Source organism: Rhizobium sp. Root1212 (genome assembly GCF_001424985.1).
Lineage (GTDB): Bacteria > Pseudomonadota > Alphaproteobacteria > Rhizobiales > Rhizobiaceae > Pararhizobium.
The window spans coordinates 1,327,245-1,350,260 of record NZ_LMDA01000001.1 but is presented as its reverse complement, the minus strand read 5'-3'; the positions used below and the strand labels follow the sequence as shown (position 1 = coordinate 1,350,260).

The 23,016-nt window shown below is 63.2% G+C and carries 22 protein-coding genes; 14 read left to right on the top strand and 8 right to left on the bottom strand.

The window, feature by feature from the left end; genetic code table 11:
- Positions 1-103 precede the first annotated feature (103 nt).
- Positions 104-1,165, top strand: a complete 1,062-nt coding sequence (locus ASC86_RS06405; RefSeq protein WP_244477543.1) for an efflux RND transporter periplasmic adaptor subunit — start codon at positions 104-106, stop codon at positions 1,163-1,165.
- Between the two features lie 3 nt (positions 1,166-1,168).
- The gene (locus tag ASC86_RS06400; RefSeq protein ID WP_056317660.1) at positions 1,169-4,333 is read left to right on the top strand and encodes a multidrug efflux RND transporter permease subunit; all 3,165 of its coding nucleotides are present in this window, start codon (positions 1,169-1,171) and stop codon (positions 4,331-4,333) included.
- Positions 4,334-4,338: 5 nt separating this feature from the next.
- On the opposite strand, the gene ASC86_RS06395 is transcribed toward ASC86_RS06400, so the two are convergent.
- Both ASC86_RS06395 and epmA read right to left on the bottom strand, forming a co-directional pair.
- A complete protein-coding gene (locus tag ASC86_RS06395; RefSeq protein ID WP_056317658.1) occupies positions 4,339-5,412 on the bottom strand; it encodes a lysine-2,3-aminomutase-like protein in 1,074 nt (357 codons plus the stop codon).
- Positions 5,409-6,473 (bottom strand): EF-P lysine aminoacylase EpmA, encoded by a 1,065-nt coding sequence (epmA, locus tag ASC86_RS06390; protein WP_056317656.1) that lies wholly within the window; start codon positions 6,471-6,473, stop codon positions 5,409-5,411. The genes ASC86_RS06395 and epmA overlap by 4 nt, the downstream gene beginning before the upstream one ends.
- A gap of 196 nt (positions 6,474-6,669) precedes the next feature.
- Between epmA and efp the strand changes: the two genes are divergently transcribed.
- The gene (efp, locus tag ASC86_RS06385) at positions 6,670-7,239 is read left to right on the top strand and encodes an elongation factor P (protein WP_056317653.1); all 570 of its coding nucleotides are present in this window, start codon (positions 6,670-6,672) and stop codon (positions 7,237-7,239) included.
- 99 nt (positions 7,240-7,338) lie between these two features.
- Here efp and ASC86_RS06380 read toward each other — a convergent pair whose 3' ends face one another.
- Both ASC86_RS06380 and ASC86_RS06375 read right to left on the bottom strand, forming a co-directional pair.
- The gene (locus tag ASC86_RS06380; protein WP_056317649.1) at positions 7,339-7,668 is read right to left on the bottom strand and encodes a hypothetical protein; all 330 of its coding nucleotides are present in this window, start codon (positions 7,666-7,668) and stop codon (positions 7,339-7,341) included.
- 10 nt (positions 7,669-7,678) lie between these two features.
- On the bottom strand, positions 7,679-7,930 hold the full coding sequence (locus tag ASC86_RS06375) for a GlsB/YeaQ/YmgE family stress response membrane protein (RefSeq protein ID WP_056317646.1): 252 nt from the start codon (positions 7,928-7,930) through the stop codon (positions 7,679-7,681).
- Between the two features lie 205 nt (positions 7,931-8,135).
- Between ASC86_RS06375 and ASC86_RS06370 the strand changes: the two genes are divergently transcribed.
- The 3 genes from ASC86_RS06370 (at position 8,136) to mbfA (ending at position 11,437) form a co-directional block, all read left to right on the top strand.
- Entirely contained in the window at positions 8,136-9,014 is an 879-nt protein-coding gene (locus ASC86_RS06370) for an EamA family transporter (protein WP_244477529.1), read from the top strand.
- A 126-nt stretch (positions 9,015-9,140) separates the two neighbouring features.
- The gene (locus ASC86_RS06365) at positions 9,141-10,382 is read left to right on the top strand and encodes a cyclopropane-fatty-acyl-phospholipid synthase family protein (RefSeq protein ID WP_056317639.1); all 1,242 of its coding nucleotides are present in this window, start codon (positions 9,141-9,143) and stop codon (positions 10,380-10,382) included.
- Between the two features lie 74 nt (positions 10,383-10,456).
- Entirely contained in the window at positions 10,457-11,437 is a 981-nt protein-coding gene (mbfA, locus tag ASC86_RS06360; protein WP_056317636.1) for an iron exporter MbfA, read from the top strand.
- Between the two features lie 53 nt (positions 11,438-11,490).
- Here mbfA and ASC86_RS06355 read toward each other — a convergent pair whose 3' ends face one another.
- On the bottom strand, positions 11,491-12,111 hold the full coding sequence (locus tag ASC86_RS06355; protein WP_056317633.1) for a transglutaminase-like cysteine peptidase: 621 nt from the start codon (positions 12,109-12,111) through the stop codon (positions 11,491-11,493).
- 323 nt (positions 12,112-12,434) lie between these two features.
- Entirely contained in the window at positions 12,435-13,235 is an 801-nt protein-coding gene (locus tag ASC86_RS06350) for an alpha/beta hydrolase (protein ID WP_056317631.1), read from the bottom strand.
- Between the two features lie 213 nt (positions 13,236-13,448).
- Here ASC86_RS06350 and infC point away from each other — a divergent pair, with 213 nt between their 5' ends.
- From infC to pheT, 6 genes are all read left to right on the top strand, one after another.
- The gene (gene infC / locus ASC86_RS06345) at positions 13,449-13,985 is read left to right on the top strand and encodes a translation initiation factor IF-3 (RefSeq protein ID WP_082509891.1); all 537 of its coding nucleotides are present in this window, start codon (positions 13,449-13,451) and stop codon (positions 13,983-13,985) included.
- Positions 13,986-14,213: 228 nt separating this feature from the next.
- Positions 14,214-14,417: a 50S ribosomal protein L35 gene (gene rpmI, locus ASC86_RS06340; RefSeq protein ID WP_029620731.1), complete on the top strand. Its 204-nt coding sequence runs from the start codon at positions 14,214-14,216 to the stop codon at positions 14,415-14,417.
- 37 nt (positions 14,418-14,454) lie between these two features.
- The gene (gene rplT, locus ASC86_RS06335; protein ID WP_056317622.1) at positions 14,455-14,859 is read left to right on the top strand and encodes a 50S ribosomal protein L20; all 405 of its coding nucleotides are present in this window, start codon (positions 14,455-14,457) and stop codon (positions 14,857-14,859) included.
- 123 nt (positions 14,860-14,982) lie between these two features.
- Positions 14,983-15,780: a hypothetical protein gene (locus ASC86_RS06330; protein WP_056317619.1), complete on the top strand. Its 798-nt coding sequence runs from the start codon at positions 14,983-14,985 to the stop codon at positions 15,778-15,780.
- A gap of 45 nt (positions 15,781-15,825) precedes the next feature.
- The gene (pheS, locus tag ASC86_RS06325) at positions 15,826-16,911 is read left to right on the top strand and encodes a phenylalanine--tRNA ligase subunit alpha (RefSeq protein ID WP_056317616.1); all 1,086 of its coding nucleotides are present in this window, start codon (positions 15,826-15,828) and stop codon (positions 16,909-16,911) included.
- Between the two features lie 40 nt (positions 16,912-16,951).
- Positions 16,952-19,378, top strand: a complete 2,427-nt coding sequence (pheT, locus tag ASC86_RS06320) for a phenylalanine--tRNA ligase subunit beta (protein ID WP_056317612.1) — start codon at positions 16,952-16,954, stop codon at positions 19,376-19,378.
- A 144-nt stretch (positions 19,379-19,522) separates the two neighbouring features.
- On the opposite strand, the gene ASC86_RS06315 is transcribed toward pheT, so the two are convergent.
- Positions 19,523-20,386 carry a DUF2865 domain-containing protein gene (locus tag ASC86_RS06315; protein ID WP_056317610.1) on the bottom strand — a complete coding sequence of 288 codons (864 nt, stop codon included), beginning with the start codon at positions 20,384-20,386 and terminating at the stop codon, positions 19,523-19,525.
- 118 nt (positions 20,387-20,504) lie between these two features.
- Entirely contained in the window at positions 20,505-21,116 is a 612-nt protein-coding gene (locus tag ASC86_RS06310) for an MOSC domain-containing protein (protein ID WP_056317607.1), read from the bottom strand.
- Positions 21,117-21,174: 58 nt separating this feature from the next.
- Here ASC86_RS06310 and recR point away from each other — a divergent pair, with 58 nt between their 5' ends.
- Positions 21,175-21,780, top strand: coding sequence for a recombination mediator RecR (gene recR / locus ASC86_RS06305; protein WP_056317604.1), 606 nt, complete (start codon positions 21,175-21,177; stop codon positions 21,778-21,780).
- Positions 21,777-23,015, top strand: coding sequence for a lytic murein transglycosylase (locus ASC86_RS06300; RefSeq protein ID WP_056317601.1), 1,239 nt, complete (start codon positions 21,777-21,779; stop codon positions 23,013-23,015). Before recR ends, ASC86_RS06300 begins: the two co-directional genes overlap by 4 nt.
- Position 23,016 lies beyond the last annotated feature (1 nt).

The following is a 23,016-nucleotide window of genomic DNA, read 5'->3' as shown; positions in this document are numbered from 1 at the left end:
AGGGCATGAAAGAGAAGACGGACTAAGGCCTTAATCATTCCGGGGGATGCCGATGCCGAGAAGCCTGCTTTCCACCTTCGCTGCCGGCGCCGTTGTCGCGCTGATGCTGTCGGCGTCCACAGGCCTTGCCCAGCAGGCGCCCGCTCCGGCCGTGGTGGTCGCCCCGGCCACGATCATGGACCTGCGCGAGAGCGTCGATTTCACCGGCCGCATCGTCGCGGTGCAGAAGGTCGATATGCGTGCCCGCGTCTCCGGTTTCCTGCAGAAGATCAATTTCACCGAGGGCCAGAAGGTTGCGGCCGGCACGGTGCTCTATGAGGTGGAGGACGGCTCCTACGCCGCGGCCGTGCAGCAGGCCGATGGTGCGCTGGCTGCCGCGCAGGCGCAATACGATCTGGCCGTTATCGAGCGAGACCGGCAAAAACAGCTCTTCCAGAGCAACACCACGCCGCAGTCCAAGGTCGATATCGCCGAAGCCCAGCTGAAAAGGGCCGCGGCCGACCTGACGAGCCTCGAAGGCGCCAAGGCCAAGGCCGATCTCGATCTCTCCTATACGAAGATAACCGCCCCCTTCGACGGTGTCGTCGGCCTGACCTCCGTCGATGTCGGCGCGCTTGTCGGCCCCGACAGCGGCCCCTTGGCGACGCTGACGAAGCTCGATCCGATCTATGTCGAATTCCCGGTGGCGATCGCGCTGTTGCTCGAATATCGCGAGGGCGTGAAGGCCGGGCGCTACAGCGGTGCCGCCAATGTCAACATCACCCTGCCGAACGGCCGCGAATATCCGTTGAAGGGCACGATCGATTTCATCGCCAGCAACGTCTCGCAGGGCACCGACACCGCGATCGTGCGCGCCAAGTTCGATAACCCGGAAGCGACGCTGCTCGACGGCACGCTGGTTCGGGTCAATCTCGAACAGGCCGACAAGCAGGATGTGCTGGCGGTTCCCGAACAGGCGATCCAGCGCGACCAGCAGGGCGCGTTCGTCATGGTCGTCGGCGCAGACAACAAGGTCGAGCTTCGCCGCGTCGATGTCTCGCGCTCGGCGCGCGGGCAGGCCGTCATCGACAAGGGCCTGAAGGAAGGGGAGAATGTGATCACCGATGGGGTCGGCAAGGTCCGGCCCGGTATCACCGTCGATGCCACGCCTGCCGCGGGTGGTTGAGCCATGATCTCAGAGATCTTCATCGATCGCCCGCGCTTTGCCGCCGTCATCTCCATCGTTCTGACGCTGGCCGGCCTGATCGCGCTCACCCGCCTGCCGGTGGCGCAGTTTCCCGATATCGTGCCGCCGCAGATCAGCGTCACCGCCAGTTATCCGGGCGCTGGCGCCGATGTGGTCGAAGCGACCGTCGCCCAGCCGATCGAAAGCCAGGTCGTCGGCGTCGACGACATGCTCTACATGAAATCGACCAGTGGCGCGGACGGTTCCTATACGCTGACCGTGACCTTCGCCGTCGGCACCGACCCGGACATCGCCACCGTCAACGTGCAGAACCGCGTGTCGCTGGCCGAAGCCCGGCTACCGTCGGAAGTAAAACAGACCGGCGTCAGCGTGCGGAAAAAATCCTCCGCGCTGATGCAGGTCATCGCCATCTATGGCGAGGATGAGAGCTTCGACAATCTCTTCCTGTCGAACTACGCGACCATCAACCTGATGGACACGATCAAGCGCATTCCGGGCGTCGGCGATGCCTCGATGTTCGGCGCCGAAGACTATTCGATGCGCATCGTGCTCGATATCGACCGGCTGACCAATCTCGGCATGACCCCTTCAGATGTCATTGCGGCGCTGAAGACCCAAAACGTGCAGGCCGCCATCGGCCGCATCGGCGCCCAGCCGATGACCAACGATCCGCTGTTCCAGCTGAACCTGCAGACGCAAGGACGCCTGACCGATCCGAAGCAGTTCGAGGATGTGGTGCTGCGCGCGCAGCCGGATGGTTCCTACATCCGCATCCGCGATGTCGCCAGGGTGGTGCTCGGTTCCGCCAGTTCCGATACCAGCGCCCGTTTCAACGGCAAGCCGGTGGCCATGATCGGCACCTACCAGGCCCCCGGCGCCAATGCGCTGGCTGCCGCCAGAGGCGTGCGCGACACGATGGAGCGGCTGTCCAAAAGCTTTCCGCCCGGCCTGAAATATCAGGTGACCTACGATACCTCGACCTTCGTCGAGGCCAGCGTCGACAATGTCGAGCATACGCTGCTCGAAGCCTTCGTGCTGGTCATCATCGTCGTGTTCCTCTTCCTCGGAAACTGGCGGGCGACGCTCATTCCGCTGGTTGCGGTGCCGGTGGCGCTGATCGGCACCTTCGCCGTCATTCTGGCGCTTGGCTTCTCGCTCAACACGATTTCGCTGCTGGCGCTAGTGCTGGCGATCGGCATCGTCGTCGATGACGCCATCGTCGTGGTCGAAAACATCGAGCGGGTGATGGAGGAAAATCCAGGCATGGAAGCGCCGGAAGCGGCGCGGCTTGCCATGGGCGAGATCACCGGCGCCATCGTCGCGATCACGCTGGTCCTGCTTTCCGTCTTCGTGCCCGTCGCTTTCATTCCGGGCCTCAGCGGGCAATTGTTCCAGCAATTCGCCGTCGCCGTTTCGGTCTCCATGGTGCTGTCGGCGATCAACGCGCTGACGCTCAGCCCGGCGCTCTGCTCGATCCTGCTCAAGCCGCATCACGGCGAAAAGCGTGGCATTCTCGGCTGGCTCTCGCGGCGCATCGACAATGGCCGCGACGGTTACGTTTATGTCGCCGGCCATATCGCCCGGCGCGCGATCATCGGCGTGCTGCTTCTGGCGGTCGCGATCGGCGCCAGCGGCTGGCTGTTCCGCATCGTGCCGACCGGCTTCCTGCCGGCCGAGGACCAGGGCGCCTTCTTCGTCGAAATCCGCCTGCCGGAAGGAGCATCCTTCAACCGCACGCAGAATATCGTCAGCGGTGTCGAGACGATGTTGAAGGGCATCGACGGGGTCGCCGATGTCTTCAGCGTCAGCGGCTACAGCTTCCTCGACGGCCTCTCGAAATCGAACAGCGGTTTTGCGCTGGTGACGATGAAGGGTTTCGACGAGCGGCTGACGCCGGAGCTTTCCGTCAATGCCGCGATCCGTACCGCGATGATGAAGGGTACGGCTGTGCGCGGCGCGCAGGTCTTCGCCTTCAACCTGCCGCCGATCATGGGTCTCGGCACCGGCTCGGGCTTCGAATACCAGCTGCTCGACCTGCAGGGCCGTCCGCCCGCAGACCTCGCGGCAACCGCCGGCGGCCTCGTGATCGCCGCCAACCAGAACCCCAAGCTCGGGCCGACCTTCACCACCTATTCGGCAAGCGCGCCGCAGCTCTATCTCGATCTCGACCGCGACCGGCTGCAGGCTCTCGGCGTCTCCGTCAGCGATCTCTTTACGACGCTGCAGGGCACGCTCGGCTCCTATTACATCAACGACTTCAACCTCTTCGGCCGCAGCTGGAAGGTGACGATGCAGGCGGCCGAGGCCGACCGCAACTCCGTCGAGGATATCTCGCGGCTGCATGTGCGCAATTCCTCCGGCGAGATGGTGCCCGTCGCCTCCGTGGCGCGGGTGCGATATATCGTCGGGCCGCAATCGATCGTGCGCTACAACAACTATCGCTCGATCACGCTGAACGGCCAGCCGGCGCCCGGCGTCTCCTCCGGCGAGGCGCTGGCGGCGATGGAACAGCTTTCGGCAACGACGCTGCCCTCCGGCTATAGCTACGAGTGGACGGGCACGGCCTTGCAGGAACTGGAAGCGGCGGGCCAGACGACGGTGATCCTGGCGCTCGCCGTGCTGTTTGCCTATCTCTTCCTCGTCGCGCTCTACGAGAGCTGGACGATCCCCATTCCGGTTCTGCTGTCCGTGGCCGTCGGTGTCGCGGGTGCACTGATTGCGGTGCTGGTGGCTGGGCTGTCCTTCGATATCTACGCGCAGATCGGTCTTGTCGTTCTGATCGCGCTCGCCTCGAAGAACGCGATCCTGATCGTCGAATTCGCCAAGGACCGGCGCGAAAAGGGGGCGAGCATCGTCGATGCCGCCATCGAGGGCGCGCGCACCCGGTTCCGCGCCGTGATGATGACGAGCTTTGCCTTCATCATCGGCCTTGTGCCGCTGATCATTGCCGAGGGCGCGGGTATGCTGAGCCGCCGTGCTGTCGGCACCGGCGTTGCCGGCGGCATGCTCGCGGCGGCGATGGTCGGTATCTTCCTGATCCCGGCGCTTTACGTCGCCTTCCAGTGGCTGCGCGAACGCGGCCATGCGCTTACAGGCATCGGCCGTGCGGCGGCAGCGAAAGAAACGCCGCCGCATGAGCCGGGCTGAAAAGCCTAGTCTGCCCGCGGCGGATAGCTGTGGGCGTTGCCGCGGAAATCGGTGACGGTGTAGCAACCGCCGCCTTCGCTGGCGATCGTGCTCGCCGAAATCACCGCCTTGCCGTGTCCGCCGGGGATATCGAGGATATAGGCCGGCTGGCAGAGGCCGGAAATGCGGCCGCGCAGGCCCGCCACCAGCGCCTGTCCCTCTTCGATCGTCAGGCGGAAATGGCTGGTGCCCGGCGCAAGATCGGGGTGGTGGAGATAATAGGGCTTGATGCGGTTTTCGACGAAAGACCGCATCAGCGCCGCCAGCGTCTCGACATCGTCGTTGACGCCCCTCAACAGCACCGACTGGCTGACCATGACGATGCCGGCATCGACGAGCCGGGCGCAGGCCTGTTTTGCCTCTGCGGTGAATTCGCGCGAATGATTGGCGTGAAGCGCCAGATAGACGGCCTTGCCGCTCGCCTTCAGTGCCTCGACCAGCGCTGCATCGACCCGCCCCGGCTCGACGACGGGGACGCGGGTATGGAACCGCACCACCTTCACATGGTCGATTGCCGCCAGCCGTTCGGTGATCGCGCGCAGCCGGCGCGGCGACAGCACCAGCGGATCGCCGCCGGTGAGGATCACCTCCCAGATCTCCGGGTGGCCGGCGATATAGGCGAAAGCCGCGTCCATCTCCGGCGGCGTCAGCGTGCCGAGACCCTGCGGCCCGACCATTTCGCGGCGGAAGCAGAAACGGCAATAGACCGGGCAGACATGCACGGCCTTCAAGAGCACACGGTCCGGGTAGCGATGCACGATGCCGGGCACAGGGCTGTGCGCAGCGTCACCGATAGGGTCGTCACGCTCTTCCGGCAGGCGCACGAGTTCGGCCGCATCGGGAATGAACTGGCGGGCGATCGGGTCGTTTTTATCCGCAGGATCGATCAGCGCGGCCATGACCGGCGTGACCGCGACGGCATAATGCTCGCCGATACCGGCAAGCGACGGCACGTCCTGCGGCGCGATCAGGCCGGCGGCTTGCAGTTCTTCGAGGCTTTTCAACGCACGGGCGACAGGTGGGGAAAGGAGTGCGTTCACCGGGCCGTCTCCGCCACCGGGGCCCAGATCACCTGATCGATGCGCGGCGCGCCGGTTGCCAGCATCACCAGCCGGTCGAAGCCGAGGGCTGCACCGCTCGCCTCGGGCATGACGTTGAGAGCGGCCAGGAAATCCTCGTCCAGCGGATAGGTTTCGCCATAGACGCGCTGCTTTTCCGCCATCTCCAGCCCGAAGCGGCGCCGCTGCTCGCCGGCATCGGTGAGTTCGCCGAAGGCATTGGCAAGCTCGACGCCGCAGGCATAAAGCTCGAAACGTTCGGCCACGCGCGGATCGTGCGGCGTCGGCCGGGCAAGGGCGGCTTCCGCGACCGGGTATTCGTAAAGGATGGTCGCGCGGCCAAGGCCGAGATTGGGCTCGACTTTCTCGACGATCACCCGGCTGAAGAGATCGGCCCAGGTATCGTCTTCCGCGACACGGATGCCGGCTTGCCGCAGGCTTGCCGCCAGCTTTTCACGGTCGGTTTCGCCGTCTTGCCCGATGGACGCCAGAAGATCGACGCCGGCATGGCGCGAAAAGGCTTGCGCCACGGTGATGCGCTCCGGCGTGGCGAAAGGATCGGTGATCCGGTCGCGATAGCTCAGCACCTCGCGGCCGGCCGCCCGTGCCGCCAGCGCCAGCATATCGGCGCAATCGTCCATCAGCGCCTGATAGGTTTCGCCGGCGCGGTACCATTCGAGCATGGTGAATTCGGGATGATGCAGCGGCCCGCGCTCGCGGTTACGATAGACATGGGCGAAGCAGGAAAGGCGCTGTTCGCCGGCCGCCAGCAGCTTCTTGCAGGCGAATTCCGGCGAGGTATGGAGATAGAGCGGCGCTTCGCTGCCATCGGGATTGATAGCCGCGGTCGCAAAGGCATGCAGATGCGCCTCGTTTCCGGGCGAGACCTGCAGCGTCGCGGTATCGACCTCGATGAAATCGCGTTCGATGAAGAAACCGCGCAAGGCGGCCTGTATCCGGTTGCGGCCGAGAAGGAAGCCGCGGCGGTCGGCATGGACGTCGGGCGTCCACCAGGGAGAAGCGGCAGAGGTCGTGATGGCCATGGTCTCGGTTCCGGTCTGGCGAATGGAAGCGGATCGCAGCCCCGGACGCCTTTCTTCAGCCTTGCGTGCGCGTGCCGCTGGCAATTTGCATGAATATAGGATAGGTGCGGCCCGAAAACTCTGAAATCAGCGTCTTTGACGGGCAGGCTTCGTGCGCTCCTCTACGACGCGACAGCCTCTTTTGCAAGGAAGACTTATGGTCAAGGTAATCGCCTCTTCGGTCCGCAAGGGCAATGTTCTCGATGTCGACGGCAAGCTCTATGTGGTTCTGACGGCCCAGAACTTCCATCCCGGCAAGGGCACGCCGGTCACCCAGGTCGACATGCGCCGCATCTCCGACGGCGTGAAGGTCTCCGAACGCTACCGCACGACCGAGCAGGTCGAGCGCGCCTTCGTCGAAGACACCGAGCACACCTTCCTCTACGAAGACGGCGAAGGCTTCCACTTCATGAACCCGCAGTCCTACGACCAGCTGGTCATGTCCACCGACGATATCGGCGACCTGAAGGCCTACCTGCAGGAAGGCATGACCTGCATTCTCTCGGTTCACGAAGGCCTTGCCATCGCCATCGAACTGCCGCGCCACGTCACGCTCGAAATCGTCGAGACCGAACCGGTCGTGAAGGGCCAGACGGCATCGTCGTCCTACAAGCCGGCTGTTCTGTCGAACGGCGTTCGCACGCTCGTTCCGCCGCATATCTCGGCCGGCGTCCGCGTCGTCATCGCGACCGAAGACGGTTCCTACGTCGAGCGCGCCAAGGACTGAGCGCGATCCAGGATCAAGGTATCGGAAAGGGCGCGGCTTTGGACCGCGCCCTTTTTCATTTTCTGCTGTTTCCGGGACCATCCTCCCCTCGACGGCGATTTATCGCGTGAGTTCGGGATAGGCCTCCGACAGATCCGCCGCACCGACATGGCTATCGTCGTAGCCCTCCAGCGTGACGGAAATAGCGTCTTCGACGGCAACGCCGCCTTCGCGCCGCACGGCGATGCGGGCGCCATTGTTGCGAACCAGCACGGCATCGCCCTGAAAACCCTGTTTCAGGAGCCAGTCGCGTGGGGCATTGAGACGAATGCGGACCTGACGCGTATTGTCTTCTTCCTGGGCGACGATCAGCTCATAGGCGACGGGCTCGTGATAGCCGTTGATTTCGAGCGTGCCTTGCCCGCTTCCTTCAGCTGAAAACGTCAGCATATCCAATCTCCTATCGCCTGACCGCGCGACCGACCGCGATCAGCAGACAGGCGCCGATGAAGCCGATGACCAGATAGGCGAGCCATCCCGTGAACCCCATGCCGGCAAAGGCCAGGATCGCATTCAAAACGACAGCACCGATAATACCGAGAATGATATTCATGAAGACGCCCATATTCGACTTCATGAACTGCTCCGCGAGCCAACCTGCCAGCCCGCCGATCAGAATTGCTGCAATCCACCCGACACCGTTCACGTCCATGTTGTTACTCCTTGGTTCAACTTCAGTGAAAACGAGTAAAACCGGCGATTTGTTCCGCCGCTTGAAAATCGGCTCTGGCCAGCCGGTTGCAAGCCTTCATCAATTTTCCTCATCCTTCGGCCGACAAATATGAATTTGCCGAACAGCAGCCTGTTGCTTACAGGCTAGGGCAGTGATGTCAGGGAGAAACGGCGTGGATCAGCGCGTGGCAAATGCAGATGAAATCGGCGGCAGCGGTGTCGCGGCAGGTCCGGGCGCCTCGGCGCTTCTGGGCGGGCTGATGTGCCTCCTGTCGATGGCGAGCGTGCAGTTCGGCTCGGCGCTGTCGGCGCCTGCGATCTCCGCCTATGGACCGGCCGGCACCACCTGGCTGCGGCTCATCTGGGCGGCGCTCATGCTCCTCGTCATCGTGCGCCCGCCGGTCTTCAGATACAGCCTTCAGCAATGGAAAACGGCCGCCATCCTCGGCGCCTGCATGGCCGGCATGACGCTCTGCTTCTTCGCGGCGATCGAGCGCATTCCGCTCGGGCTTGCGGTGGCCATCGATTTTCTCGGTCCGCTGCTGGTTGCGACTTTCGCCTTCGGCATCGGCTGGCGGCTTGTCTGGCCGCTGGTGGCAGGCCTCGGCGTTCTCCTGCTTGCCCATGACGGCGAGGGCTGGGTGGGCGAACCCACCGGTATCCTCTTCGCTTTCGGTGCCGCCACCGGCTGGGGCCTCTACATCATCCTGATGAAGAAGGCGAGCAAGGTTTTCGAGGGGCTGCAGGGGCTTTCCATGTCGCTTCTGATTGCCGCCATCGTCGCCACGCCCTTCGGGCTGATGGACCTGCCGCGGCTGACGGGCGAGGGCGTGATCGCCATTGCCGGTCTTGCGATCCTCGTGCCGCTCCTGCCCTATGCGCTGGAGATGATTGCGCTCCGGCGCATGAGCACCGGCTCCTTCGGCATCCTGATGAGCCTGGAGCCGGCGCTCGGCGCCATTGCCGGCTTTGTCGTGCTGTCACAGCCGATGACGGCGCTGCAGATCGGCGGCACGCTGCTCGTGGTTGCGGCGAGCGCCGGAGCGACCGTCAGCGCCGGATAACCGGTTTTCGGGCTGCCCCAAACCGGCACGCGCTCCCGTTGCGAAATCCCCAATTATTTCCGCGCTTTTTCAAAAGCCGATGATAGGATGCCCGCATAGGACGCCGACTATTGCCAAGGGGAATGCATGTTTCCACTCTCGCATATGATGAAGGCCTTCATTCGCAAGGGGCAGCTCACCGTCATCGACGCCGCCGGAAAGCGGCATGTGTTTTCCGGAACGCCCGGTCCCGAAGTGACCATGCGGCTCACCGACCCGAAACTCTATCGTTCGCTTGTCTTCAATTCCGAGCTTGCCGCCGGCGAGGCCTATATGGACGGCACGCTGCGCTTCGAGGAAGGCTCGACACTTAGAGACTTCCTGCAACTCTTCTCCCTGAACCGGCTCTCGCTCGGTGCCTATCCGGTGCAGAAGGCGATCCGCGCCATCAAGATGCGTTTCCGCAGGCGCCAGCAGTCCAACATCAAGGGCGAGGCGCAGCGCAACGTCGCCCATCACTACGATGTCGGCAACGAATTCTACAAACTCTTCCTCGACGACAACATGCTCTATTCCTGCGCCTATTTCCGCGCGCCGGATGAGACGCTGGAGCAGGCGCAACGCAACAAGCTGAGGCTGCTCGCCTCGAAACTCTGTCTGAAGCCGGGCATGAAGGTGCTCGATATTGGCTGCGGTTGGGGCGATCTGGCGCTCTACCTCGCCAAGCTCGAAGATGTGGAAGTGCTCGGCGTGACGCTCTCCAAGGAGCAGCAGGCGCTGGCAACGGAGCGCGCCAAGGCGGCGGGCCTCGAAAACCGGGTGCGCTTCGAGCTGCGCGATTATCGCGATGTCGATGAGACCTTCGACCGCATCGTCTCCGTCGGCATGTTCGAGCATGTCGGCGTGCAGCATTACGACGAGTTCTTCAAGAAGCTCAATGCGCTGATGCCGGATGACGGCATCGCCGTGCTGCATTCGATCGGCCACATGAGCCCGCCCGGCATGGCGAGCGCCTGGCTGCGCAAATACATCTTTCCGGGCGCCTACTCGCCGGCGCTGTCGGAGGTATTCGAGGTGGTGGAACAGAACAGCCTCTGGGTGACCGATCTCGAATTCCTGCGCGTGCATTATGCGACGACGCTCAAGCACTGGTGCGACCGCTTCGAGAAGAACCGAGACAAGGTCGTTGCGCTCTATGACGAGCGCTTCGCCCGCATGTGGGAATTCTATCTCATTAGTTGCGAGATGATGTTCCGCACCGGCAGCCAGCTGGTGTTCCACATGCAGCTTTCCCGCACGCGCGACGCCGCTCCTATCGTGCGCGACTACATCACCGATCGGCAGAAGGCCTATATCGTCCGCGAGCAGACGCTGAACCTGACGCTGTAACCAAGGGTGCCTGCGACCTTGACGCCGGCCAATCTCGGTCCTAGTTTTAGAATGATTCTAAAATAGGTTTCGTCATGTTCCTTTCGGATTTCTTCTCCCGTCGCCCGCTTTCGGCCCTCACCGAGCAGGAGGTTCTCGCCCTTGCCATTTCGTCCGAGGAAGATGATGGCCGCATCTATCTTGCCTATGCCGATGCCATTCGGGCGAATTATCCGCATTCCGCCACCGTCTTCGAGGAGATGGCCGAAGAAGAGAATGGTCACCGGCAGATGCTGATCGACCTGCATCTGCGCCGTTTCGGCAAGCGCATCCCGCTGGTTCGCCGCGAGCATGTCCGTGGCTTTCCCGACCGCAAGCCGGATTGGCTGGTGGCCTCCATGCCGATCGAGCAGGCCCGGCTTCAGGCCGAAGCCATGGAAGAATCGGCGCAGCGTTTCTACGAACAGGCCGCCGCATCCGCCACCGATGCCGAAACCCGCAAGCTGCTCGGCGATCTCGCCATGGCGGAACGCTCGCATCATTCGCTTGCCCAGCGGCTGGTCGAGGAACATACGGCCGGAGAGGCCGGAGACGAGGAAAAGCGGACGGAAAAACGCCAGTTCCTGCTGACCTATGTGCAGCCCGGCCTTGCCGGCCTGATGGATGGTTCGGTCTCGACGCTGGCGCCGATCTTCGCCGCCGCCTTTGCGACGCAGGATACCTGGCAGACTTTCCTCGTCGGCCTTTCCGCTTCGGTCGGCGCGGGCATTTCCATGGGCTTTACGGAAGCCGCCCATGACGACGGCAAGCTTTCCGGCCGTGGCTCGCCGGTCAAGCGTGGACTTGCCTCCGGCATCATGACGGCGCTCGGCGGCCTCGGTCATGCGCTGCCCTACCTGATCCCGAGCTTCTGGACTGCGACGGGGATTGCGGCGGCGGTCGTGTTCTTCGAACTCTGGGCGATCGCCTTCATCCAGAACCGCTATATGGAAACGCCGTTCTTCCGCGCCGTATTCCAGGTGGTGCTCGGGGGCGGGCTGGTTTTGGCGGCGGGCATCCTGATCGGCAATGCCTGACCCAACCAAAAAAGGCGCCTCGATGGGCGCCTTTTTAGAAACATTCAGTGGGATCAGTTGCCGACCGAACCGACCAGAACTTCGGCGCCGTTTTCGATGGTGACCCAGCGGCCGGTGTTGAACGAGGCCTGACGCTTCAGGAAGCGATAGGGCGTCTTGGTCCAGAGTTTGGCTTCGTTGTCGAGATTGTCGAGGATGAAATCGCCCTGCGCGGTGCGGACGGTGAGAACCGCATGGCCTTCGCCATCCGGCTTGCGAACGACGGTCATCAGCAGGTCGGAGGCGGAAAAGCCCTTTTCCATCAGCCGCTTGCGCTTCAGCAGCGCGATATCCTCGCAGTCGCCGGCGGTTTCGGGATAGGTCCAGAGTTCTTCCTGGCCGTAAAGTTCCTCGTCGGTGACCGGGGTGATCTCGCGGTTGACCGACTGGTTGACCTCGTTGATGACCTGCCAGCCGAATTCGGTGACCCGCGGCGCCGGGGCAGAAACGGACTTGATGTCGCATTCGGACTTGTACTTGCGGCAGAATTCGTAGTGGCCGATCGGCTGCGAGGTGACGGCGCCGGTCTGCATGAACAGCGACGTGGCGTTCGGCGCCGGAATGGCCGCTTCCGCCGATGCAACGATGGCGGCAAACGCCACGATCATTGCCTTAACCCCAGTCAACTGCGCCATGCGTATCCCCTGTGGCGCGGTAATCCGGAGTCATTCCGGACGCCCCGCAAAATCTGGAACTCTCGGCTGCGTCGCGAACTGTTCCCTTCGCGCGCCGCTCTAATCGTTAAGAAAGAGTTAACAGCGCGCGTCGAGTTTCGTCAATCTTCAGAATTAGGGATCGGTCTCTATGGTTAACGGCCGAAAGCCCGCATTTGCAGGGCGGGGAGGGGAGGAGGGGTATCGGGCCGCGAATCGAAGTGGTCCGAAACGGCACAGAGACGCCCCCGTCGTCCCAAGCGGGAAGACAGAGGGCAGGGCCCGAATATTAACGAAGGGCGGTGTCAGCCGGCCAGCATGTCGTCGATCGCGGCCAGCATGCGGGTGATATCCTCCGGCCGCGAAAGCCGGTGATCGCCATCGCGTATCAGCGTCAGCACCACATCGTCGGACGGCAGGTGCTCGACCAGCTTCAGCGCATGGGCATAGGGCACGTCCGGGTCCTGCATGCCCTGCAGGATATGCACCTGGCAGCCGGTTTCGATGATGCCGTCCAGAACGCGGTTCTTGCGGCCGTCGTCGATCAGTAGGGCGGTGTAGATATAGGGCTCCGGCCCGTAGGCCGTCGGCTCCTCGAAATAGCCGCGTTCGGCCAGAGAGGTCCGCTCGACATCCGTCAGGTTGGGCTCGATCAGTTCGGAGGTGAAATCCGGGGCCGGCGCGATCAGCACCAGACCGGCGACGCGCTCGCCTTCGCCGCGCTTGCGCAGCTCCTCGATCAGCCTGAGCGCGATCCAGCCCCCCATCGAGGAGCCGACAAGGATCATCGGCCCCTTTGCGGCATGATCGACGACACCGAGGCTTTCTTCCAGCCAGCGGGAAATGCTGCCGTCGCGAAAGGCGCCGCCGGAGATGCCGTGGCCGGAATAGTCGAAGCGCAGGCAGGCGGCGCCGATGGCCGCCGCATGTTTCTCAAGCTCCACCGCCTTGGTTCCGCTCATGTCCGAACGATAGCCGCCGAGCCAGACCAGTGTCGGCAGGCCGGGCTTTGCCGCCGGCAAAAGCTTCATGGCGATCCGGCGCGATTCGGCGCCAAGCCCGATATCGAGGTGGGTCGGCTCGGTGTTTTCCGGCGGGTTGGTCATGGATTTTTCCTCGAAGGCGGCGCGGGCTGCTGTTTTTCTTTCTAAAACAGATTCTTCAATCGTGTGACAGATGGTGATTTTCGCGAAAAGCTATGTTAAAGAGACCGCCTCAGCATTCCATGCCGGCATTTTGCAGCAGTTGAGCGGCCCTTGGCCGGGATTGCGCGATGCCCCATATAAGACACATCGTAACAACTCGAGGAGAGTACGACCATTCGCAGACCTTTCAAAACGGATGCCCCAGTCAAGGACGGCCCCCGCTCCAATAAGGAAATTCGGGTTCCCCGAGTTCAGCTGATCGATGCCGAAGGCGGCAACCAGGGCATCGTGCCCACGGATCAGGCGCTCCGCATGGCGGAAGAGGCCGGTCTCGATCTGGTAGAGATCTCGCCAAACGCCGAGCCGCCGGTGTGCAAGATTCTCGATCTCGGCAAGCTGAAATATGCGACGCAGAAGAAAGCCGCCGAAGCCCGCAAGAAGCAGAAGGTCATCGAGATCAAGGAGATCAAGATGCGCCCCAACATCGACACGCACGACTATGACGTGAAGATGAAGGCGATGAGCCGCTTCTTCGAAGACGGCGACAAGGTCAAGGTGACCCTCAAGTTCCGCGGCCGCGAAATGGCCCACCAGGAACTGGGCATGAAGCTGCTGCTTCAGGTCAAGGAAGACACCACCGCCATCGCCAAGGTGGAAGCCGAGCCGAAGCTCGAAGGCCGCCAGATGATGATGGTACTGGCGCCGCGGTAATCAAGCGACGGCTTGTATAGGTGAAAAAGCCGCCTTTCGGGGCGGCTTTTCCGATGAAAGGGTTTGATTTCCCGAAATTGCAGGGCTTGCGGCGAATCCCGTTGCACTTTCTCAGGACTTCGGTTACAAGCCCCCGTCCGAACGGTCCGGCAGGGCATGCCGTGGCCGTTCTTTACGCTGGAGACGACCTCGTCAGTCGATCTCATATCAAGAACATGGAGTAGCAAAATGCCCAAGATGAAGACGAAGTCCTCTGCCAAGAAGCGGTTCAAGATCACCGCCACCGGCAAGGTCGTAGCGGCTGCCGCCGGCAAGCGCCACGGCATGATCAAGCGGTCCAACAAGTTCATTCGCGACGCCCGTGGCACCATGGTGCTGGCCGAGCCCGATGGCAAGAAGGTCATCAAGAACTACCTGCCGAACGGTCTCTGAGACGTCTGGTACTTTTGGATTTTAAGGAGATCATGACATGGCACGTGTAAAACGCGGCGTAACCTCTCACGCCAAGCACAAGAAGACACTCAAGGCAGCCAAGGGTTTCTACGGCCGCCGCAAGAACACCATCCGCGCTGCAAAGGCTGCGGTTGATCGTTCCAAGCAGTTTGCCTACCGCGACCGCAAGGTCAACAAGCGCAACTTCCGCGCTCTGTGGATTCAGCGCATCAACGCAGCCGTCCGCGAATTCGGCCTGACCTACGGCCGCTTCATCGACGGTCTGAACAAGGCTGGCATCGAAATCGACCGCAAGGTTCTGTCCGACATGGCTATCCATGAGCCGGCAGCCTTCGGCAGCCTCGTCGAAGCTTCCAAGAAGGCGCTCGCCTATCTCAAGGAAGCCGGCACGGCAAACGAGTTTGAAAGCGCGGTCAAGTAAACCAGCGCTTCCCAGACTTCATTTCTAGTATTGGGGAACCCGCGCTGGCAGGGCTGGCGCGGGTTTTCTTATGGGCCGGCAGGTCCACCACAGCGTCTTGAACAGGAAAGCGAAGGGCGGCAGATGCTCCCCGAACTGAAGGACGAGGATATCGCGGTGATGCTGGCAGCGCTTGCCGGCGGGACCCGCCGTGTCCAGCGCGTCTCGCTTTCCGATCGCGATGTCTGGATCAAGCGCTACAATCGCCTCGGCCCCCGGCTCGGGCCGCGTTTTCAGTGGCTGTTCTCCCGCCTCGTCCGCCAGCCCGTCCTGCGGCCAGCGCCGCTGCTCGATGCCCAGGGCATGCTGGAGCGGGAGGTGCGGCAGATTTCCCGTCTTTCCGAGGCCGGTTTCCTGACGCCGACTGTTCTCTACAGGGGCCAATCGGCCATCGTGCTCTCCAATCTCGGCCAGTCCGTCGAGCGGCAGATGAAGTCGGTCAAAACCGATCCTGCCGTCCATGACGCCTTTCTGGTGCGTTGCGGGCTGGAGCTTGGCCGGCTGCATGCCGCTGGCCTCTGCCACGGGCGCCCGCACCCGCGCGATTTCGTCATCGAAGACGGCCGGTTCGGCTTTCTCGATTTCGAGGAAGAGCCGGCCGCCGTGATGCCGCTGGCGACTGCGCAGGCACGAGATATCTGGCTGTTGTTCCTGCAGGTCGCAAGCCGCTGCCTGAAGCCGGAAACCCCGGCCGCAACGCTTGCCGCCTGGCGCAGCAACCGCCCGGCCGAGGCCGAGACGGCGCTCGCCGACATCGTCCCTTTCTTCGCGCGGCTTCTTCCCGTTGCCCGGCTTCTCACCCGTCTGCGGGCCGGCAAGGATGTCATGCGATTTATTTCCGCCACCGATTTTCTGCAGTCGGCCACCCGCGCCCGACACTGACAAAAACCCTTACCCGATTACTCCCGCACGTGAAGGCAGGACAGAATGAGCGAACTCGACACACTGCAACACACCCTTCTCTCCGATATCGTCGCTGCCGCCGATGAGGCGGCGATCGAAGCCGTGCGCGTTTCGGCGCTGGGCAAGAAGGGCTCGATCTCCGAGCTTCTGAAGACGCTCGGCACCATGACGCCGGAAGAGCGCCAGACCCGCGGCGCCGCCATCAACGCGCTGAAGACCGTGGTCGGCGATGCGATCGCCGCCCGCAAGAGCGAACTCAAGGATCAGGCGATCAACGCCCGTCTCGCTCGCGAGACCGTCGATATCTCGCTTCCGGTCCGCTCTTCGCCGGCCGAGCGCGGCCGCATCCATCCGATCAGCCAGATCATCGACGAGATCACTGCGATCTTCGCCGATATGGGCTTCTCCATCGCCGAAGGCCCGGATATCGAGACCGACTATTATAACTTCACGGCGCTGAACTTCCCCGAGGGGCACCCGGCCCGCGAGATGCACGACACCTTCTTCTTCAGTCCCGATGAGAAGGGCGAGCGCAAGGTGCTGCGCACCCATACCTCGCCGGTGCAGATCCGCACCATGGAGGCCCAGAAGCCGCCGATCCGCATCATCATCCCCGGCAAGACCTACCGGCAGGATTCGGACGCCACCCATTCGCCGATGTTCCATCAGGTGGAAGGCCTCGTCGTCGATACCAAGTCCAACGTCGCCAACATGCGCTGGATTCTGGAGGAGTTCTGCAAGGCCTTCTTCGAGGTGGACAATGTGACGATGCGCTTCCGCCCGTCCTTCTTCCCCTTCACCGAGCCGTCCTTCGAAGTCGATATCCAGTGCGACCGCTCCTCCGGCCCGATCGTCAAGTTCGGCGAGGGCACCGACTGGATGGAAATCCTCGGCTGCGGCATGGTGCACCCGAACGTTCTGCGCGCCGGCGGTCTCGATCCCGACGTCTATCAGGGCTTCGCCTGGGGCATGGGCCTCGACCGCATCGCCATGCTGAAATACGGCATGCCGGACCTGCGCAACTTCTTCGACGCCGACGTGCGCTGGATGAGCCACTACGGCTTCCGCCCGCTCGACATGCCGACACTGTTCGGCGGCCTGAGCGCCTGATCGCCCGGCCCGCAAAAAATATTAGGAAACGAGCAAGACAATGAAGTTCACTCTCTCCTGGCTGAAAGACCATCTGGAAACGGATGCCACCCTCGAACAGATCTGCGAGCGCCTGACGGCGATCGGGCTCGAAGTCGAGGACGTCGATGACAAGGCCGCCTTCAAGCCCTTCGTTATCGCCAAGATCGTCTCGGCGGAAAAGCATCCGCAGGCCGACAAGCTCAAGGTGCTGATGGTCGATACCGGCGCAGGCGCGCCGGTGCAGGTCGTCTGCGGCGCGCCGAATGCGCGCGCCGGCCTCGTCGGTGCCTTTGCCGCTCCAGGCTCCTATGTTCCCGGCATCGACGTGACGCTCTCGGTCGGCACCATCCGCGGCGTCGAAAGCCGCGGCATGATGTGCTCCGAGCGCGAGCTGCAGATGTCCGACAATCATGACGGCATCATCGATCTGCCGGAAGATGCACCGGTCGGCCAGAGCTTTGCGGCTTACGTCGGCCTCGACGATCCGCTGATCGAAATCAACCTGACGCCGAACCGTCCGGACTGCACATCCATCCGCGGCATCGCCCGCGATCTCGCCGCTTCCGGCCTCGGCACGCTGAAGGCCGCGCCGGCAAACACGTTTGCCGTCGAAGGCGAGACGCCGGTCAAGGTGAAGCTCGATCTCGGCGCCGACACCTATCTCTGCCCCGGCTTCGCCCTGCGTCTCGTGCGCGGCGTCAAGAACGGCCCGAGCCCGAAGTGGATGCAGCAGCGCCTGCTCGCCATCGGTCTTCGCCCGATCAACGCGCTGGTCGATGTCACCAACTACATGACCTTCGATCAGGGCCGTCCGCTGCACGTCTTCGACGCGGCCAAGGTCAAGGGCAACCTCACCGTCCGCCGCGCCGCCGAAGGCGAGAAGGTGCTGGCGCTCGATACCCGCGAATACACTCTTTCGCCGGCTAACGTCGTCATCGCCGACGAGAAGGGCGTCGAGTCGATCGGCGGCATCATGGGCGGCGAGCATTCCGGCTGCGACGAGAACACGACCGACGTTCTGATCGAATCGGCGCTCTGGGACCCGATGAACATCGCAAAGAGCGGCCGCGGTCTCGGCATCATCACCGATGCCCGCTATCGCTTCGAGCGCGGCGTCGATCCGGAATACATGGTTCCGGGCCTCGATGCGGCGACCCAGCTGATCGTCGACATCTGCGGCGGCACGGCCGCCAAGGCAGATGTCGTCGGTTATGCCGGCTACACGCCGAAGATCGTCGATTTCCCGGTCTCCGAGGTCAAGCGCCTGACGGGTCTGGACGTGAGTTCCGAGGAAAGCATCTCGATCCTCTCCAAGCTCGGCTTCGGCGTTCAGGGCTCCGGCGAGCGCGTCTCGGTGTCGGTTCCGTCCTGGCGGCCTGATGTCGACGGCAAGGCCGATCTGGTCGAGGAAGTCATGCGCATCCACGGCGTCGACTTCATCAAGCCGCAGCCGATCGAAAGCCATACCTCTGTCAACGGCCGCATCCTGACGACGCTGCAGATCCGCACCCGTCTTGCCAAGCGCGCGCTCGCCGCCCGCGGCATGCTCGAAGCCGTCACCTGGTCGTTCATCTCCAAGGCCCAGGCCGAGCTTTTCGGCGGCGGCGCCCCGGCGCTTTCGCTGGCAAACCCGATTGCCGCCGATATGTCGGACATGCGCCCCTCGCTGCTGCCAGGCCTGCTGACCGCCGCTCAGCGCAATGCCGACAAGGGCTTTGGCGACGTGGCGATCTTCGAGGTGTCCGGCACCTATGAGAACGATACGCCAACCGGCCAGCGCCGTGTTGCCGGCGGCATCCGCCGCGGCACGGCCTCGCTTGCCGGTGCCGGCCGCCTCTGGTCGAATGCGGCCAAGGGCGGCGGCAAGCCGGTCGATGTCTTCGACGCCAAGGCCGATGCGATCGCGGTTCTGGAAGCCTGCGGCGTGCCGATGGGCAATGTCCAGTTCGAGGCCGGCGGCCCTGCCTGGTATCACCCCGGCCGCTCCGGCACGATCAAGCTCGGCCCGAAGATCGTTCTCGGCACTTTCGGCGAATTCCACCCGAAGACGCTGGAAGCGCTCGATGTCTCCGGCGCCTTGGCGGGTTTCGAAATCTATGTCGACGCCATGCCCGAACCGAAGAAGAAGGCGACCCGCACCAAGCCGGCGCTGGAGCTTTCGCCTTTCCAGGCCGTCAAGCGCGACTTCGCCTTCGTCGTCGACCGCACGGTGGAAGCCGGCGCGATCCTGAAGGCAGCTTCCAGCGCCGACCGTAAGCTGGTGACCGGCGTCACCGTCTTCGACATCTTCGAAGGCGCCTCGCTCGGCGAAGGCAAGAAGTCGGTCGCCATCGAAGTGGTCATCCAGCCGGCCGAGCGCACGCTGACGGACGAGGATTTCGAAGCGCTCACCGCCAAGATCGTCGCCAATGTGACGAAATCGACCGGCGGCACCCTGCGCGCCTGAGAAAGCATGAAAAGTCCCCGGCGCGAAACCGGGGACTATTGCCTATGAAAGTGGGTGTTTTCCCTTCTCCCCCCGCGGGGAGAAGGTGGCCCGAAGGGCCGGATGAGGGGGACCTCGCCGTCCGCTTGGAAGCCAGCTAAATTCCTATTCTTCCGGCAGATAAACGGCGCCCACCACCCTGATCTTCTTCGGCAGGTCGAGCGTGAGGCTGCGCGTGCCGCGCAGCGGCGTATCGTTCCAGAGTGCCAGTTCCGTAGCGGCGGTCGTCTCGATAGACGTTTCCATCGCTACACTCTCGGGGTCATCCTCGGCCTTGAGCCGAGGGCTCATTTCCACCGACACGTCCTGTTTCCCCGCCAATGCCGCCTTGTAGAAGCGGCTCATGTCGCAGGCTTTCGATGCAGCGGCCGCGCGATAGGCGCCGGCATTGGGCAAGTCGGCATAGGCAGCGCCCGTCGTCAGTGAAATCATCGTATCTGCATCGCGATCCGCGCCGATCCGGTAGACGTCCATGGCCGGATCGTCGCAGATGAAACGGCATTGCGCGGCAAGCGACGTTACATCGCCGGCCGTGCTGAAGCCGGAATTCGGTGTCGGGAAATAATAACCGTCGGAGAGCCGCACACAGCGGGTTTCCATGCGCGCCGGGAGCTTCGTATGCTGGGCGGCAAGACGAATGTTTCCGCGTGCGGGCTTGGTGGTCGCGGCGACCTTGCCCGGCGCTGCACACATCGGCGCGGCGCCCTGAAGGCTCGCCAGCTTGACGCTGGCAGCCGAGATGCGGCCGGCGATTTCCCGGCAGGCAAAACCGCCGCCGGCAGCGCAATCGTGTTTTTCCTCGAAGCTGCGGTTGGCGGCGATCTGCCGCTTCAGCCGGGCGATCTCGCCGGCATGGGGGCCGGCTGAATCGCAGGGAGCGGCATGAGCCGAGGCAACCGGTAGCACCATGAGCAGCAGAAACAGAAGGGCGGCTGCGACAGCGCATCGATCGACGGACAGGCGGATCATCAAGACTGCTCCCGGCGGCCGCGCCGCCCCTTTGCCAGATTGCCGCCCTTCCTACTGCGAGACCGCGGCTTGCCCAAGCGAAAGCTTAACTATTGGTTAAGTCGTGTGGTTAAGACGCTCAGCCGGTCAGCATCGCCCGGAGCTTCTGGTTGATCGGCGCCGCCAGATAGCGGTCGCGATCGGCATCGGAAAGGTTCCGGCCAAAGCTTTTCAGCAGCTCCGGCATGGTCACCGGCGCGCCGTCAAAGGCGTGGTAGGTGATCGCATCGCCCACCTGCAGGGCGCCCTCGCGCAGCACCCGGCAATAGAAACCCGGCCGTCCGGCCTTGAGGAACAGCTGCGGAAAAGCGCGATCGCCCATGCGTGCGGCAAGTGTTGCGCAGGGAATGCGGGCGGAGCTGACTTCCAGGGTTACGCTCTCCGTCTCGAAACGGTCGCCGACGGCGATCCTGCGGCTGTCTACGGCTTCGATAACGAGGTTTTCGCCGAAGATGCCCGGTTCGATCCTGCGCCCCAATTCCTGCGACCACCAATCGAGATCGGCGGACCCCATGCAATAAACCGCCTGGTCCGGCCCGCCATGATGCTTGCGATTGCAGATGGCGTCGCCGATCAGCCCTTCGCGGTCGACCATCACGGCGGCATCGACAGGGTGCTTGAAAATCCCGGTCTTGTAGCTTTTCTCCGGCAGGCGTTCGGCGCGGCCGGTGCAGACGGCGAGAATTTTCATGGGCGAGGCAGCCTCCGTGGTGTTTCCGTTTCCAGGGGATATGGAGTAGAACCCGCCCATGGCAAAGCGAGTCACCGGTCCCGAAATCGAAAAACTGATCCAGCTCCTGGCGAAGGTGCCGGGGCTTGGACCCCGCTCCGCCCGGCGGGCGGCGCTGCACCTCGTCAAGAAGAAGGAGCAGCTGCTCGGTCCGCTCGCCGATGCAATGGCCGAGGCGCATCGCAAGGTTTGCACCTGCTCGACCTGCGGCAATGTCGATACCAGCGATCCCTGTAGCGTTTGCACCGATATCCGCCGCGACAATTCGGTGATCATCGTCGTCGAGGATGTTTCCGATCTCTGGGCGCTGGAGCGGGCAGGGGCGATGAACACCGCCTATCATGTGCTTGGCGGCACGCTGTCGCCGCTCGATGGCGTCGGGCCGGAAGACCTGAATATCCGCGGCCTTGTCGAGCGCATCGCCAAGGGCGGCGTGCGTGAGCTGATCATCGCCGTCAACGCCACGGTCGAGGGCACGACGACCGCCCATTACATCACCGACCAGCTCGAAGGCTTCGACATCAAGATCAGCCGGCTGGCCCATGGCGTTCCCGTCGGCGGTGAACTTGATTATCTGGACGAGGGCACGCTGACGGCGGCGCTGAGGGCAAGGACAAGCCTATGAAATTCATCGCTTCCTGGGTGATCGCCGCGATCCTCGCGCTTACGCCACTTCCGGCCCTTGCCGCCTCGAAGGCCGAAACAGAAGCCCAATTCCGGCAATGGCTGCAGCAGAGCCTTTGGCCGGAAGCTCAGAAGGCCGGCATTTCCGCCGCCGCCTTCAAGGCTGCTTTTGCCGATGTGAAGCTCAACTGGGACTTGCCCGATCTCGTGCCGCCCGGCACGAAGCCGCCGGGCGAGCAGAAGCAGAGCCAGGCCGAGTTCTCCTCGCCCGGCGCCTATTTCTCGGAAAAGCGGCTGCAGGACCTGGCGGCGACCGGCCGCAGCCTTGCGAAAACCCATGCCGCCACGCTGCGCCGTATCGAGAAGGCCTATGGCGTTCCGGGCTCCGTCGTTCTGGCCATCTGGGGCCGCGAATCCGGCTTCGGACGCGCCAAGATCCCGCATCCGGTGATGGACGTGCTCGCCACCAAGGCCTTCATGTCGACGCGGCCGGAGCTTTTCCGCAAGGAACTGATCGCCGCCCTGCATATTCTCGAAAGCGGCGACGTGCGCGAGGCGGATATGCGCGGCTCCTGGGCCGGCGCCATGGGCCAGCCGCAGTTCCTGCCGTCGAGCTTCCTGCAATTTGCCGTCGATTTTGATGGCGACGGCCGGCGCGATATCTGGTCGTCAGTGCCGGATGTGCTCGGCTCGATCGCCCATTATCTTTCAAAAAAGGGCTGGCAGCGCGGCCGCGACTGGGGCTTTGAAGTCTCGATACCGGAAAACGTCTCCTGCGCGCAGGAAGGCCCCGATCTCGCCAAGCCGATTTCCGCGTGGGCCAAGACCGGTATCACCCGAATTTCCGGCAAGGCCTTTCCGTCGTCGGAAGCGTCCGCCAGCGGCATGATGCTGGTTCCCGCCGGCCGCCACGGCCCGGAATTCATCGTCACGCCGAACTTCTACGTGATCAAGGAATACAACAATTCCGATCTCTACGCGCTGTTCATCGGCAATCTCTCTGATCGCATCTCCTCCGGCGGTGGAGCGTTCCGCGGCAGCTGGGGCGATGTCGGCAAGATGCTGCGTTCGGATGTGCTGAAGATGCAGAAGAGCCTGCAGGCCAAGGGTTACGATGTCGGCAAGGCCGATGGCCTCGCCGGCTACAAGACCCGCCGCTCGCTCGGCGACTGGCAGGCGAAGAGCGGGCTGGCCGCAACGTGTTTTCCCGATGCGTCGCTGAAGGCGAAACTGTAAG